The sequence below is a fragment of the Gemmatimonadaceae bacterium genome (assembly GCA_019637445.1).
In the GTDB taxonomy this organism is placed as follows: domain Bacteria; phylum Gemmatimonadota; class Gemmatimonadetes; order Gemmatimonadales; family Gemmatimonadaceae; genus Pseudogemmatithrix.
In genome coordinates, this window is record JAHBVS010000001.1 from 2,116,546 (window position 1) to 2,130,799 (window position 14,254).

General features: G+C 67.5%; 12 protein-coding genes. 2 read left to right on the forward strand and 10 right to left on the reverse strand.

Annotated elements, in window-relative coordinates:
* Positions 1 to 64 precede the first annotated feature (64 nt).
* Positions 65 to 1,117, forward strand: coding sequence for an aminopeptidase (locus tag KF709_09430; protein ID MBX3174621.1), 1,053 nt, complete (start codon positions 65 to 67; stop codon positions 1,115 to 1,117).
* Between the two features lie 770 nt (positions 1,118 to 1,887).
* Here the strand turns inward: KF709_09430 and KF709_09435 are convergent.
* The 7 genes from KF709_09435 to lipA all read right to left on the reverse strand — a co-directional run bounded on the left by KF709_09435 (position 1,888) and on the right by lipA (position 10,809).
* On the reverse strand, positions 1,888 to 3,984 hold the full coding sequence (locus KF709_09435) for an ATP-dependent helicase (GenBank protein ID MBX3174622.1): 2,097 nt from the start codon (positions 3,982 to 3,984) through the stop codon (positions 1,888 to 1,890).
* Positions 3,985 to 4,097: 113 nt separating this feature from the next.
* The gene (gene lipB / locus KF709_09440) at positions 4,098 to 4,835 is read right to left on the reverse strand and encodes a lipoyl(octanoyl) transferase LipB (protein ID MBX3174623.1); all 738 of its coding nucleotides are present in this window, start codon (positions 4,833 to 4,835) and stop codon (positions 4,098 to 4,100) included.
* A gap of 19 nt (positions 4,836 to 4,854) precedes the next feature.
* The gene (gene lpdA / locus KF709_09445) at positions 4,855 to 6,258 is read right to left on the reverse strand and encodes a dihydrolipoyl dehydrogenase (GenBank protein MBX3174624.1); all 1,404 of its coding nucleotides are present in this window, start codon (positions 6,256 to 6,258) and stop codon (positions 4,855 to 4,857) included.
* Between the two features lie 92 nt (positions 6,259 to 6,350).
* Entirely contained in the window at positions 6,351 to 7,643 is a 1,293-nt protein-coding gene (locus tag KF709_09450; GenBank protein MBX3174625.1) for a pyruvate dehydrogenase complex dihydrolipoamide acetyltransferase, read from the reverse strand.
* The gene (locus tag KF709_09455; GenBank protein MBX3174626.1) at positions 7,633 to 8,613 is read right to left on the reverse strand and encodes a pyruvate dehydrogenase complex E1 component subunit beta; all 981 of its coding nucleotides are present in this window, start codon (positions 8,611 to 8,613) and stop codon (positions 7,633 to 7,635) included. Before KF709_09455 ends, KF709_09450 begins: the two co-directional genes overlap by 11 nt.
* A gap of 3 nt (positions 8,614 to 8,616) precedes the next feature.
* Positions 8,617 to 9,627 (reverse strand): pyruvate dehydrogenase (acetyl-transferring) E1 component subunit alpha, encoded by a 1,011-nt coding sequence (pdhA, locus tag KF709_09460; protein MBX3174627.1) that lies wholly within the window; start codon positions 9,625 to 9,627, stop codon positions 8,617 to 8,619.
* A gap of 264 nt (positions 9,628 to 9,891) precedes the next feature.
* A complete protein-coding gene (gene lipA / locus KF709_09465) occupies positions 9,892 to 10,809 on the reverse strand; it encodes a lipoyl synthase (GenBank protein ID MBX3174628.1) in 918 nt (305 codons plus the stop codon).
* Between the two features lie 316 nt (positions 10,810 to 11,125).
* On the opposite strand from lipA, the gene KF709_09470 reads away from it, so the two are divergent.
* Positions 11,126 to 11,350 (forward strand): hypothetical protein, encoded by a 225-nt coding sequence (locus tag KF709_09470; GenBank protein MBX3174629.1) that lies wholly within the window; start codon positions 11,126 to 11,128, stop codon positions 11,348 to 11,350.
* 98 nt (positions 11,351 to 11,448) lie between these two features.
* Here KF709_09470 and KF709_09475 read toward each other — a convergent pair whose 3' ends face one another.
* The 3 genes from KF709_09475 to KF709_09485 are packed head-to-tail and all read right to left on the reverse strand — an operon-like array spanning position 11,449 to position 14,198.
* Positions 11,449 to 12,273 (reverse strand): DUF3108 domain-containing protein, encoded by an 825-nt coding sequence (locus KF709_09475; protein MBX3174630.1) that lies wholly within the window; start codon positions 12,271 to 12,273, stop codon positions 11,449 to 11,451.
* Complete coding sequence (locus tag KF709_09480; protein ID MBX3174631.1) at positions 12,273 to 13,064, reverse strand: glycosyltransferase family 2 protein; 792 nt, start codon at positions 13,062 to 13,064, stop codon at positions 12,273 to 12,275. Before KF709_09480 ends, KF709_09475 begins: the two co-directional genes overlap by 1 nt.
* A gap of 33 nt (positions 13,065 to 13,097) precedes the next feature.
* Positions 13,098 to 14,198 (reverse strand): glycosyltransferase family 4 protein, encoded by a 1,101-nt coding sequence (locus tag KF709_09485; protein MBX3174632.1) that lies wholly within the window; start codon positions 14,196 to 14,198, stop codon positions 13,098 to 13,100.
* Positions 14,199 to 14,254 lie beyond the last annotated feature (56 nt).

Genomic DNA, 14,254 nt, shown 5'->3' on the forward strand with positions numbered 1-14,254 from the left:
TAGGATAGCCGCGTCGGGGGCCTGACGCATCCGCTTGGGGCGTGAACTTGGGACTGGTTTCCTCTTGACAACGGCGACGGTTGGGTGGCGTAAGTGGCTGCGGCGACTCGGCTTGGGGCTGGGCACGCTGCTCGCGCTCGGGCTCGCGCTGCTCGCGGCGACCCCGCTGGGGCGCTATCTGGTCCGCGCCGGGTGGGAGGAGGGCAAGATCCTCGCGGCGCGCCGTCCGATCGCCGAGGTGGTGGCCGATCCGACGGTGAGCGCGGAACTGCGCGACAAGCTGGCCCTGGTGCTCGAGGCGCGCGCCTTCGCCGCGGATTCGCTGGGCTTCCCGGTGCGAGAGGCGTTCACGCAGTTCACGCAGTTGGAACGGGATACGCTGGTGTTGGTTCTGTCAGGCGCGCGACGCGACGCGCTGGTCCCAAAGCTCTGGCGCTATCCCCTCGTGGGGCGGTTGCCGTACAAGGGGTTCTTTCGGCGTGGCGATGCGTTGGACGCGCGGCAGGCGCTCGAGGACGAGGACTTCGACACCTACCTGCGTCCCGCGGCGGCCTTTTCGACGCTCGGTTGGTTCAACGATCCCCTGCTGTCCACGACGGCGCGCGCCGACTCCACGGACCTGGTGAACACCGTCATCCACGAAATCACACACAATCGGGTGTTCATCCCAGGCGACGCCACGTTCAACGAGAGCTTCGCAAACTTTGTCGGAGCGCGTGGGGCCGAGTGGTTCTTCCTGACTCGGGGCGACTCGGCAAACGCGCTGCGGGCAGCTGCTCGCTGGGCGGACGATCAGTTGCTCGCTGGCTTCTGGCAGCGGCTCTACCTGTCGATGGACTCGGCGTTCAAGGCCAACCCCGGCGATCCAGCGCGCGGTCGGCGCATGGCGATCCGCGACTCGATGTACACGGCGGCCCGGACGGCGCTGGTGACCGAGGTTGGGCCACGACTCCGGACCATCCCAGCGCAGTACGCAGCGCGTGTGCCGTTGGACAACGCCGCCTTGCTGGCGCGGCGGGTGTATCTGAGCGGCATCGAGGAATTCGAAGCCGCGCTTTCCTCCAGTGGCGGGCGCCTGCCGGCGGCGATCGCCGCGATTCTCACGACTCGCGAATGATGCATCGATCGGTTCGACTCCGCGTGGCCGTCCTCAGCGTGGTCGTCTGCGCCTCCTGCGCCCTCGCCCCGGGGCGCGGCGGCGGGCTCGGGGACGCGCGACTCTCCCTGCGCTGGGACCCCGTGCGCAGCGGCGAGCTTCCCGTCGGGACATCCGCGGTGCTCGGGGCGGATGCCACGATCCTCGGGCACGTGTATGCGCCGACCACCTACGCAGCGGACGCGCCCATCGGGATGCTCGTGTTGCTCCACGGCGCCGGTGGCCACTCCGCGAACATCCTCGAGGCCTTCGTCCCCTACGCCGAATCGTCGGGAATTCTGATCCTCGCCCCCGAGTCGCGCTTCCAGACCTGGGACGTGATCGCCACCGGTGCGTTCGGCCACGACATCGAGCGCATCTCCGAGGCGGTGGAGTACGTGTTGCGGCGCTCGCGGGTGGAGGGCAGTCGGACTTGGATTGCCGGGCACTCCGATGGTGCGACCTACGCCCTCTCGCTCGGGATCGCGAACGGCGACCGCTTCTCCAAGATTGCGGCGTTTGCGGCGGGATTCTTGGTTGCCCCGCAGCGCAGCGGTCGGCCAGAGGTCCTGCTGATGCACGGGACGCACGACCCAATCCTCCCGTACTCGAACGTGACGGATAAGATCATCCCGCAGCTGGAGACATGGGGATATCCGACGAGGCTGATCACGCACACGGGTGGCCACCTGATTCCCGCGGCGATGGCTGACTCCGCGTTCGCCTGGCTTGTGCCGCCAGCGGAGGCCGGATTACTGCGTGCCCGGACCGAAGCGGTTTCGGAGCAAGGCCCGGACGTCCACCTCGACGGCGGGGGGCGGGGCGTCGGAGGCGTTGGACCCCGCCGTGTCGATCTCATTCCGCAATACGACCTTCTGGAAGGCCCTGCGGACCCCGCGGTCCAAGAAGCGTGACACCTGATCAAGCGAGTAGTCCGCGCCGCGCCGCGTGTCGTAGACATTGAGCGGATAGCTCACGGCCAAGTGGTTCCGCGCCCGGGTCATCGCGACGTACATCAGGCGGCGCTCCTCCTCGATCTCCTCGTCGGAGCCCAGCGCGCGCGACATCGGGAACCAGCCGTCCACGGCCCAGATGACGAACACGGCGTCCCACTCGCGGCCCTTGGCGCTGTGTGCGGTGGAGAGGATGAGCGTGTCGTCCTCCGTGTCTCCGCCGAAGCCCAAGTCGCTGGTGGCGCTGGGCGGCTCGAGAGCGAGCGCTGAGAGGAAGCTGCCGCGGTCGGGGTAGCCGCCGGCGATGGTCTGGAGCTGGTCGAGGTCACTGAGGCGCGGATCCACGCGGTCGTAGCGCTCGCGCAGGATGTCGTCGTACAGCGCGCGGACGCGGGCGATCTCGCGGCCGACGCGACCCTCGTCGCCGCCGGACTGCGTGCGGAGGTCGGCGAGCAGCCGCACCAGCGCGGCGTGCGCCTCGCGGGCGCGGGGCGGGGGTGTGAAGCGCCCGAAGGACTCGTGCGACCACGCGAGGTCGGCCATCGACTGCACCGCGTTCCGCGCCGTGACCTCGCCGATGCCGGGCATCAACAGCAGCAGACGGTACCAACTCACCTCGTCGCGTGGATTCTCCAGCACGCGCAGGAAGGCCAGCACATCCTTCACGTGCGCCGCCTCGAGGAACTTGAGCCCGCCCCACTTGTCGAAGGGGATGTTGCGCGCGGTGAGTTCGATCTCGAGGTCCGCGCTCATGTAGCCCGCACGGAAGAGCACGGCCATTTCACGCAGGGGGATGCCCTCCTCGTGCAGTTCGAGGATGCGGTCCACGACGAACCGCGTCTGCTGCGACTCGTCCTGCGCCGTCACCAGCCAAGGCTTCTCACCGCCCGTGCGCTTGGTGAACAGTTCCTTGCTGTAGCGCTCCTCGGCGCGGGAGATCAGCAGGTTTGTCGCGTCGAGGATGGGCTGCGTGGAGCGGTAGTTCTCCTCCAGCGTTACCACCGACGCGCCGGGATAGTCGCGCGGGAAGTCGAGGATGTTGCGGATGGTCGCACCGCGGAAGGCATAGATGCTCTGTGCGTCGTCGCCGACCACGGTGAGGTTGCGGTGCACGCGGCACATCCCCTTGAGGATGCGGGCCTGCAGCACGTTGGTGTCCTGGTACTCATCCACCAGGATGTGGTCGTAGAGCGCGGCCACGCGGTCCGCCACGGCTGGCACGTGCTCGAGCAGCATCGCCCAGTACAGCAGCAGATCGTCATAGTCGACGAGGTCGCGCTGTTGCTTCCGCTGTGTGTAGTCCGCGAACACCTTCGCGACCTCGTCCTCGAACTCGATGAAGCGCGGATACTCCTCGCGGAGGATCGCGCCCACCGGGATGTCCGTGTTCACGTGCCGCGAGTACACGTGGTGCAGCGTCTCCTTCTTGGGGAAGCGCTTGGTCTTGTCGCCGAGCCCGAGTGCCGTACGCGAGAGGCCCATCAGGTCCTCGGCGTCGGACTGGTCGAGGATCGTGAAGTCGCCCGGCAGGCCGGCCTCGGGGCCGAAGCGGCGGAGCAGACGATGGGCCGTGCCGTGGAAGGTGCCGCCGTGCACGCCGCGGCTTGTGTTGCCGACCAGGCGCTCGGCGCGGGCCAGCATCTCCTGCGCGGCGCGGCGCGTGAAGGTCAGCAGGAGGATGCGCTGGGGCGGGACGCCCCGCTCGATGAGATGCGCGACGCGATAGACCAGTGTGCGGGTCTTGCCCGTGCCAGCGCCCGCTACGATGAGCAGCGGCCCGTCTGGGTGCGTGGCCGCCTGGTGCTGCGCGTCGTTGAGCTCACCGGCGAAGTCCACCGTACGGCGTGGCTCGACGGTTCGCTCACGGGGCGGGTAGGCGCGGGGGTCGCCGGACATCGGACCCTGAATATATCCCGAAGCTGTGGCTAGGCGACACCAAGCGCCCGCCGACGAAATCATGGCGTTCCCGCCTGAACTTCAAGGGACCTGCCGTCGTGCCAGCCGAGCGCCTACAGCGTCGGCGCAGCCTCCGCACGCGGCCTGCGCTCGAACACCGCCGAGAACGCGCTGACGGTTGCCTCGCGAACATCGTCCAACAGTGTCGGCGAAGGCGCCATGCAAAGCCCGCTCTCTCTCAGCTCCAGCATCTCGCGCTGCACCGACGTCATGTCGACTCCCGGCAACCCGCAGGGCACCATCAGGTCGAAGTAGCTGAGGTCCGTGGTGACGTTGAGCGCAAACCCGTGCCAGGTCACCCACTGCCGCGCGTGTACGCCGATGCTCGCCAGCTTCCGCGCGGGCCGCACCACCGTTCCGGCGTCGTCGAGCGCCGGTCGCGTCCAGATGCCCGTCTTCCCCGACACGCGCTCCGCGACAACGCCAAACGGCGCCACCGCGCGGATCATGACTTCCTCGAGTTGCCGCAGATACCAATGTAGGTCCTGCCTGTGCTCCGCGAGGTCCACGATCGGATAACCCACGATCTGTCCGGGCCCGTGGAAGGTGACATCCCCGCCACGCTCCACCTCGAACAGCTCGACGCCTCGTTGCGTGAGCAACTCGGGCGTGAACAGCAGGTTCTCCTGCTTGGTCGAGCGGCCCAGGGTCACCACCGGTGGATGCTCGACCAGTAGCAGCACGTCCTGCGTGACCTCCTTGGAGATCCGCTTCGCCGCCAACTCGCGCTGAAACGCCAAGGCCTCCGCATAGCTGCGGAGGCCAAGGTCGTGAACGAGAAACTCCGTCACTGCACGTTGATGCGCGCGCTCACGCGTGCAGCATCTTCCCCATCGAGTCGAGCACTGCCTCGGCGATGGCTTCGCTCAAGGTCGGGTGCGCGTGGATAGCGAGGTCGATCTCCTCCACCGTGTACTCGTTCTCGCGGGCCACGGCGAACTCGTGGATCATCTCGGTGGCGTGCGCTCCACAGATGTGCGCGCCGAGGATCTCGCCGTACTTCTCGTCGCGGATGACCTTCACGAAGCCTTCGGTCTCGCCGCTGGTGCGGGCGCGGCCGTTCGCCGAGAAGGGGAACTTGCCGACCTTGTACTTGAGCCCCTTCTCCTTGCACTGCGCCTCGGTGAGGCCGATGCTCGCGACCTCGGGGTGGCAGTACGTGGCGTTGGGGATGTTGCCGTAGTTGACGGGGTGATGCTTGTGGCCACCGAGGATGTCGGCCACCACGTGGCCCTCGCGCGAGCCCTTGTGGGCCAGCATCGGCGGGCCGGCAACATCGCCGATCGCGTACACGCCCTTGGCGCTGGTCTCGAACTTGTCGTTGATCTTGATGAAGCCGCGCTCGGTGGTCTGCACGCCGGCTTCCTTGAGGCCGATGTTCTCGATGTTCGGCGCGCGGCCGGCGGCAACCAGCACGAGGTCGAAGGTCATGTCCTTCTTCTCGCCGCCCACCTCGACGGGGATGGTGACGTTCTTCTTGCCCTTCTTTACGGTGCCGAGCTTGGCGCCCGTGATGACCTCGATCCCGCGCTTCTTGAACGCCTTGGTGAGTTCCACCGAGCAGTCCTCGTCCTCGACGGGCAGGATGCGCGGCATCACCTCGAGCAGCGTGACCTTGGAGCCGAAGGCGTTGAACACGTCGGCGAACTCGCAGCCCACGGCGCCGGCGCCGATCACGGCGATGGTTTCGGGGGCCTTCTCCAGCGTCAGCGCCTCGTCGGACGAGAGCACCAGCTGCTTGTCGAGGTCGAGGCCAATCTGCGGCAGGCCCTTCACGCGGCTGCCGGTGGCGATCACGACACCCTTGGTTGCGGTGTGCGTCTCGGTCTTGCCATCCGCGCCGGTGACCTTCACCGACTTGTTCGGGCCCAGCGTACCCGTGCCCTTGAGCCAAGTGATCTTGTTCTTCTTGAAGAGGAACTCGACGCCCTTGGAGTTCTGGGCTGACACGCCGCGGGAGCGCTTCATCGCCACGCCGTAGTCGAGCGTGACCTTCTCGGCGGTGACGCCGAACTCCTTGCCCTTGGCGACCTTGGTCGCGATGCTGGCGGCTTCGAGCAGCGCCTTGGCGGGGATGCAGCCCCAGAGCACGCAGGTGCCGCCGAGCCCTTCGCGCTCGACGACGGCAACGGACTGGCCAAGCTGGGCGGAGCGGAGGGCGCCGACGTATCCCGCCGGGCCGCCTCCTAGGTAGATCACATCAAAGTTCGCCATGGTTCATAAGAGTTTGAGGACGGAGGACGAAGGACGAAGGAGAAGAACGCACGGAGTGTTCCGTCCTTAGTCCTTCGTCTTTCGTCAGCAGGTCAAAACACCAGCAACAGCGGATTCTCGATCAGTCGGCGCAGCGTCTGCAGGAACTTGGCGCCCACCGCACCGTCAATCACGCGATGGTCGCAGCTCATCGTGACGCGGAGCTTCTTCCTCACCTCGAAGCTGCCGTCGGGGGCGACAATCACCTTGTCCTCGATGGCACCGATGGCAAGGATGCCGACCTCGGGCGGGTTGATGATCGCCGTGAACTGGTCGATCTGCATCATGCCGAGGTTGGAGACGGAGAAGGTCGAGCCCGTGAACTCCTCGGGCTTGAGCTTCCGCTCGCGGGCCTTCTTCGCCAGCACCTTGGCCTCGGCGCTAATCTCCGACATCCGCTTCTGCTCGGCGTTGAAGATCACCGGGACGATCAGGCCGTCATCGGTCGCGACGGCCATGCCGAGGTGCACGGTGTTGAAGTAGCGGATCTTGTCGCCGAGCCAGTGGGCGTTGACCTCGGGATGCTGCATCAGCGCCGTGGCCGTCGCCTTCAATACGATGTCGTTGAAGCTGAACTTGAACGCGTCGCCGAGTTCGGCGGCGGCGGCGCGCATCTCGGCGGCGCGGGAGAGGTCGAACTCGGCCGTGAGATAGAACGTCGGGATCGGGCCGATGGACTCGCTGAGGCGCCGCGCGATCGTCTTTCGGATCTGGGTGAGCGGTTCGTCCTGGAACTCGGCGCCGTCGACGGCGATGCGGCGGGCGCCGCTCGGGGCCGCGGCACCGGACGCCGCTGGAGCCGCCTTCGCGCCACCGCCGGCCATCGCGGCCTCGATGTCGCGCTTGATGATGCGGCCGCCGGGACCGGAACCCTGGATGGCGTTGATGTCGAGGCCTTGGTCGCCGGCCATGCGGCGGGCGAGCGGGGAGGCCGTCACGCGGCCGCCCGAGGAAACCGCGGCCGCGGCAGGTGCCGCGGGAGACGACGAAGCTGACGGCGCCGAGGCCGGAGCCGCGGCGGGCGCAGCCTCGGCGGCCTTGGGTGCAGCGGCTGGTGCGGCACTGGCGCCACCGCCCGCGCCCTTCAGCACGTCGCTGATGTCCTCGTCCTTCCCGGCGATCACACCGACCAGCGTGCCGACGGCAGCGGTGATGCCTTCCTCGATCAGCCGCTTGCGGAGGATGCCCTCGCCGCGCGCGACGAGTTCCATCACCGCCTTGTCGGTCTCCACCTCGGCCAGCACATCGCCGTTCTTCACGGCGTCGCCCTCGGCCTTGTTCCACTTCACCAGGCGCCCCTCCTCCATCGTGGGGCTGAGGGCCTCCATAAAGACCTTAGTCGACATACATCACCTTCTTGACCGCCGCGATTGTCTTCGCGAGGTCGGGCTTGGCGGCCTTCTCGAGGCCCTTGGCGTAGGGCATCGGCACGTCGGCCTGGTGGACACGGACCACAGGGTGGTCGAGGTCGTCGAAGCACTCGCGCTGGATGTAATCGACCACCTGCGCGCCGATGCCGGCCAGCTCCCAGCCTTCCTCGAGCACGACGGCACGGTTGGTCTTGCGCACCGAGGCGTAGATGGCCTCGGTGTCCATCGGGCGGACGGTGCGGAGGTCGACGACATCGATCTTGATGCCTTCCTTGGCGAGCTCGTCGGCGGCCTTCATGGCCACCAGCACCATCTTGCCGTTGGTGATGATCGAGCAGTCATCGCCCTCGGCCTTGAGCTCGGCCTTGCCGATGGGGACGATGTAGTCCGTCTCCGGCACCTCGCCCTTGGTGTTGTAGAGCATCTCGCCCTCCAGCACGATGACCGGGTTGTCGTCGCGGATGGCGGCCTTGAGCAGGCCCTTGGCGTCGTACGGCGTGCCGGGCGTCACGACCTTCACGCCGGGAATGTGCGCGAGCCAGGACTCGAAGGCCTGCGAGTGCTGCGCGGAGAGCTGCAGCGCGGCGCCGTTGGGGCCGCGGAAGACCATCGGGATCGGATACTGGCCGCCGGACATGTAGAGCATCTTGGCGGCGGCGTTGATCACCTGGTCCAGCGCCAGCACGGCGAAGTTCCAGGTCATGAACTCGATGATGGGGCGCAGGCCGACCATCGCCGCGCCGACACCGACGCCGGCGAAGCCGAGTTCGGTGATGGGCGTGTCCACGACGCGCATCTCGCCGAACTCCTCGAGCAGGCCCTTGGAGACCTTGTAGGCGCCATTGTAGCGGGCGACTTCCTCGCCCATCAGGAAGACGCGGTCGTCGCGCGCCATTTCCTCGCGCAGGGCCTGGTTGAGCGCCTCGCGATACGTGATGATGGCCATCGCTCAGCTCTCCGTGGTGACGAGGATGTCTTCGAAGAGCGATTCGAGCGGCGGCTCGGGCGATGCGTCGGCGAAGTCCCAGGAGTCCTGCACCGTGGCCTTGATCTCCTCTTCCATCGCGGCGAAGTCGTCGTCGCTCAGGTCGCCGGCGTCGATCATGCGGGCCTTGAGGAGGTTGATGGGGTCGCGCTTGAGGTACTCGTCGAGCTCGTCCTTGGTGCGATAGGTGCCGGAGACGGCGTCGGACATCGAGTGGCCCATGTAGCGATAGGTGCGCACCTCGAGCAGGCAGGGCTTGCCTTCCTTACGGGCGTGTTCGAGGGCGCGGGCCGTGGCCTCGCGCACCTTCATCACGTCCTGGCCGTCCACGTGCTCGGAGTACATCCCGTCGTACGAATCGGCGCGGCGCGAAAGGTCCTTGATGGCGGCGGCGCGCTCGACTGCGGTGCCCATGCCGTACTTGTTGTTCTCGATGACGAACAGGCAGGGCAGCTTCCACAGGGCGGCCATGTTCAAGGCCTCGTGGAAGGCACCGGTGTTCACCACCGACTCACCCATGAAGCAGACGATGACCTGGTCGCCACCACGGTACTTGATGGCGAAGCCGACACCGGCCGCGAGCGGCACGTGCCCGCCGACGATGCCGTGTCCACCGAGGAAGTTCACGTTGCGGTCGAAGAGGTGCATCGAGCCGCCCTTGCCCTTGGAGCAGCCGTCCACGCGGCCGAAGAGCTCGGCCATCACGGAGCGCGGCGTCATCCCGCGGGCGATGGCCTGGCCGTGGTCACGGTAGGTCGTGATCACGTAGTCGTCCTCGCGCAGCATCGAGATGATGCCGGTGGAGACGGCTTCCTGGCCGATGTAGAGGTGGCAGAAGCCTCCGATCTTACCGAGGGCGTAGGCCTCGCCGACCTTCTCCTCGAAGCGGCGCTGGAGGAGCATGCCGTGGAGGAGTTCTCTCAGGAGTTCGGGGCTCTCGTTGGACTTGGAGTCCTGTTTCTTCTTGGCGGCCATTCTTGGGATGCGGAAGGCGGGAGTTGAACGGCGATGCGGGTTGGAACTGCGCAGAGGGAAGCGGGAACGGAATGCGGGATGATGCGGGGCTCGGGGCTTGATGCGGGGCTTGATGCGGGGCTTGATGCGGGGCTTGATGCGGGGCTTGATGCGGGACTTGATGCGGGGCTCGGGACTTGATGCGGGGCTTGATGCGGGGCTTGATGCGGGGCTTGATGCGGGAAGGCGAGGCCGCACGGCCTCGCCCCCTTCATCCTCCGTCCTTCATCTGCCCGTCAGCTCCGCAGCCTGGACCTGCTCCCAAGCATGGTACGACGACCGCACCAGTGGCCCTGACTCCACGTGCCTGAAGCCCATCTTCTTGCCTTGCTCGCGGAACATCGCGAACTCGGCGGGCGTCACGTAGCGGTCAAGCGGGATGTGGTCGTTGGACGGACGGAGGTACTGGCCCAGCGTGAGGATGTCGACGTCCACCGTGCGCAGCTCGCGCATGGTGTCGAGGACCTCTTCGTTGGTCTCGCCCATCCCTAGGATGATGCCGGTCTTGGTGGGGATGTCGGGGGCGATGCGCTTGGCGGTGCGGAAGATCTCCAGCACGCGCTGATAGCGGCCGCCGGGGCGCGCCTTCTTATAGAGGCGCGGGACGGTCTCGGTGTTGTGGTTGTAGATCTCAGGCCGAGCCTCGAGCACCGAGCGGATCGAGTCCTCGTTGCCTTGGAAGTCGGGGACCAGCACCTCGACGGAGCAGCCCGGCACGGACTCGTGCACCTGGCGGATGGTCTCGGCGAAGGCCCAGGCGCCAAAGTCTGGGAGGTCGTCTCGGTCCACGGAGGTGATGACCAGATGCTGCAGGTTCATCGCCTTGGCGGCCTCGGCCACGCGGCTGGGCTCGGCGGGGTCGAACTTGGGCGGTCGGCCGTGGGCGACGGCGCAGTAGGCGCAGTTCCGGGTGCAGACGTCGCCGAGGATCATGAAGGTGGCGGTGCCGTGTTCCCAGCACTCGCCGACGTTGGGGCAGTGGGCTTCCTCGCAGACCGTGTGGAGGTCGAGGTCGCGCATCAGCTGCTTGAGGCGGAGATAGTTCGTGCCGCCCGGGGCTTTGACCTTGAGCCACTCCGGCTTGCGATGCGGGAGTTGCTGGGCTTGGTGTCGGCCGAGGATCTGGTAGAGGTGCTCTGCCATATGGGACTACGATAGTGGATGCGGGGGGGTTCGGCCATTTCGCGTAACCTTCATTATTTACTATTGAAGGTTAATGAGGTTGCGGGGTTGGGTTGCGGGATGCGAACGGCGATGCGGGTTGGAACTGCGCAGAGGGAAGCGGGAACGGGATTCGGGATGATGCGGGGTGAGGGATTTGATGCGGGGGACGGATGCGGGGGACGGATGCGGGGGACGGATGCGGGGAGCGGACGCGGAAGACGGATGCGGGAGGGGTGCTGAAACCGGGCCGCCAGGATCTTCGTAGATTGGGCAGACCCCAACTCGGGACGCACCTATGCTTCGCACCATCTTCACCCTTGGCATCATCGCCCTCGTCGGCCTCTTTGCGCTGAAGCTTGTCTTCGGCATCCTCGGCGGGCTGTTCGGGATCTTCTTCGCGCTCCTCGGGATGGCGATTCCGGTGCTCGTGATCGGTGCCCTCATCTACGTGGTCATGCTGATCTTTGCGCCTGACACGGCGAAGGGGATGCGCGAGAAGTTCGGCGGGTCGGAGTCGTGAAGCGCTAGGGCTGCTCTGCGGCCCTCCGACGCTACAGCGAAGGGCGCGGCGACCAATCGGTCGCCGCGCCCTTTCTGCTTTTCTCGCGAGTGGTCCCGTCAGGTGGGCGGATCTTCCTCAGGGACGGCAGTCGCCGTATCTGCCTGCAGGCGATACGAGCGCAGGTACAGGTTCAGCGAGCCGAACGGCAGGCGCGACTTCATCTGCAGCATCATGCGCGTGCTGTCGTCGGCCAGCCAGATCTCGGCCTGACCGCCCTCGCCGAAGATGCCCGTGGTCTTGATGATGGGCTGGATCACGATGGCTGGGAACTCGCCGGCGGGCACCTTCACGGTCTCGCGGCGCAGGACGCGGATGATCACCGGGTTTCGGTCGGGCCGAAAATATCGGTTGAACGTGTAGGTGTTGCCGACTTCGAGGGGGACCGTCCGGATGAAGAACAGGAAGGACCCATCGTCGAGCGGGTTCGGCACGGACGGGCGCTCGTTGCCGTTGCGCGATGTCTCGCGGTACACGGCCCGTTCCGGGAATATCTCGAAGCTCCGCTCGCGGTCGCGGGAGCCCTGCTGCAGGTCCTGCTCGTAGCGCAGGGAATTCAACGTCACGACGTCCATCCAACTTTCGTAGACGTCGTTGACCTTGTAGAAGAACGTGCCGCCACTGACGCTGAAGCGCACGTGCCAGGCTTCGCGGCCGCGCACCTCCTCCTTCCCCACGACGCGCATCCGGCCCGTGCCGACCTTGATGGCACCGAACCGCACATCATAGGTGAGCGCCTCGCCGACGTTGAACGGGACTCGTGCGGCGGTCGCGGTTGGCGACGCGGCGCCGACTGGGGATCCGCGGTTTGTCTGCGCACGCATGTCCCCCACGGCGAGGGCGCCGAGGGCGAGGGCCAGCGTGGCACCTCGCAGTGTCGACATTAGGCGGGCCGTGTCCGTGCCGGCGGGGCGGGACGGGGCTCGAGCGGCTGCTTGCGGACTGCCCACGCGGCCTTCGCCAGCGCCCAGGCCTGGGGCCAGGCCTCGAGCCGGCGCGATGCGCGAGGACGGAGATCAAAGCGCGGCGTCACCTGCACCGACTCGATGCGCCGCGCGTGCGGGAAGGTCGTGCGCAGCATCTCGAGGTTTGCCTGCAGCGTGGACTCCGCCCGCACGGGGCTGCGCTCCATCGAGCGGAGCACGTCGCGCACGACGGTGATGCGCATCAGGCGATAGCCACTCCAGGGATCGCTGGCGCCAGGCACCGTGACGGCGTTCCGCAGCATCCAGACGCGTGGCAGCCACGAGAGGTAGCGGCGCAGGCGGCGCTCGGCCTCGGGTGCGTCGGCGGGCAGCGTCTGCTCGCCGACGACGACATCGGCGCCTCCCTCGAAGCGCTTCACCAGGTCCGGAATGTGCTCAGGGCGGTCGCTGAAGTCGCCCTGCATCACGATGACGGCATCGCGCCGCGGATAGTTCGTACGTTTCGAGGCCTCTCGAAGCAACGCCTCGACGCCGCGCGCATAGCCCACGCGTTCCTGGCCACCGATCAGCGTCAGCGGTAGGGCCCGCTCGTACGGCTGCAGCACCTCGCGCGTGCTGTCCGACGAGGCATCGTCGTAGACCAGCACCTCGTACTCGCGCGGGTACTCCTGGAACACCTTGCGGATGCGCCAGAGCAGCAGGCCGATGGTCTCGGCCTCATTGTGGGTCGGAATGCAGACGTACAGCACGGTCCTAAAGGTATGAGGGGGTCGTTGGGCGTACTACCCGCCGATAGAGCCATCCGGAGCGCCCAGGAGTTCCCGGTACAGGGCCCAGGTGCGCTCCACCATTACGGAGTCGCTGAACTGCCGGGCGCGCTGCGGCCCGGCCTCGGCGAGGCGTCGTCGCAAGGACTCATCGTCCACGATTCGCGCAACGGCAGCGGCAAAGCCGCCGGTATCACCGGGAGCGGCGAGCAGGCCCGTCCCGCCGTCAACCACGATTTCGCCGACGCCTCCCGTGGCAAACGCCACGGCCGGCACCCGCAGTGCCATTCCCTCCACCAGCGCCGTGCCGAGGCCCTCCGCGCCACCGGGATGGAGCAGCAGGTCGAGTCCGGCGAGCGCCGCCGGAACATCGTGGACAAATCCCGCGCGATACGCGGGGATGCCGGCAAGCTCCGTTCGGCCGGTGGCAGGGCCGCCCAGCACGACGAGCGCGGCGCGCTGGCGCAGCGCGGGCGCGCAGGCCGCGCAGAGTTGCTCGAGGCTCCGCTCGTGGTGCCCGTCCGTCAGCGGTCCGACAATGCCGGCGACGAGGCGACCCTGCGCCCAGCCCGCCTCGGATCGCCAGTCGCGTGGCGCCTCGACGTCGGGCAATGCCACGCCGGGATGGACGAGAACGATGCGATTGTCGGCGACGCCGCCGTCCCGCAGCGCGCCGCGCACGGCCTCGGTGATGGCGATGAAGCGCGCGACGCGCTGGCCGTGACGCAAGCGGCCGCGCGGCGGCGTTGCCATCCGCCGGGTCACCACGAGCGGCGCGGGGTCGCGCCGGGCCGCCAACGCGGCCAGCAGCAGGGCGTGGCTGCGGGGATCGTGGGCGTGCACGAGCGCCGGATGCCAGGTCGAAATGAGCCGTCGCAGGCCGCGCACGGCGAGCGGGTCGAACCCGGCGCGCATCGCACGGACGGCGGTTGCAACTCCCGCGCGCTTGCACTCGTCAAGCAAACGGGAGCGGGGCGGCACGCAGACCAGCGGTTCGATGCCCCGCGCCCGCAAGCCGTGGGCGAGCAGCAGCAACTGGCGTTGCGCACCGCGCCAGGTCGTGCCCGCGTCCACGAGCAGGATGCGGGGCGAAGCGGCGGCAACACGCGTCGTCACGGCTGTCGGCTGGTAGGCACGTGGTGTATGATAGCGCAACTCGACGGAGGGAACGC

What these genes read in the sequence shown, in the direction of transcription:
- KF709_09435 (MBX3174622.1), bottom strand. Translation starts at nt 3,984, where the DNA reads ATGTCCGGCGACCCCCGCGCCTACCCGCCCCGTGAGCGAACCGTCGAG.
- KF709_09455 (MBX3174626.1), bottom strand. Translation starts at nt 8,613, where the DNA reads ATGGCCATCATCACGTATCGCGAGGCGCTCAACCAGGCCCTGCGCGAG.
- pdhA (MBX3174627.1), bottom strand. Translation starts at nt 9,627, where the DNA reads ATGGCCGCCAAGAAGAAACAGGACTCCAAGTCCAACGAGAGCCCCGAA.
- KF709_09450 (MBX3174625.1), bottom strand. Translation starts at nt 7,643, where the DNA reads ATGTCGACTAAGGTCTTTATGGAGGCCCTCAGCCCCACGATGGAGGAG.
- KF709_09475 (MBX3174630.1), bottom strand. Translation starts at nt 12,273, where the DNA reads ATGTCGACACTGCGAGGTGCCACGCTGGCCCTCGCCCTCGGCGCCCTC.
- lpdA (MBX3174624.1), bottom strand. Translation starts at nt 6,258, where the DNA reads ATGGCGAACTTTGATGTGATCTACCTAGGAGGCGGCCCGGCGGGATAC.
- KF709_09470 (MBX3174629.1), top strand. Translation starts at nt 11,126, where the DNA reads ATGCTTCGCACCATCTTCACCCTTGGCATCATCGCCCTCGTCGGCCTC.
- lipA (MBX3174628.1), bottom strand. Translation starts at nt 10,809, where the DNA reads ATGGCAGAGCACCTCTACCAGATCCTCGGCCGACACCAAGCCCAGCAA.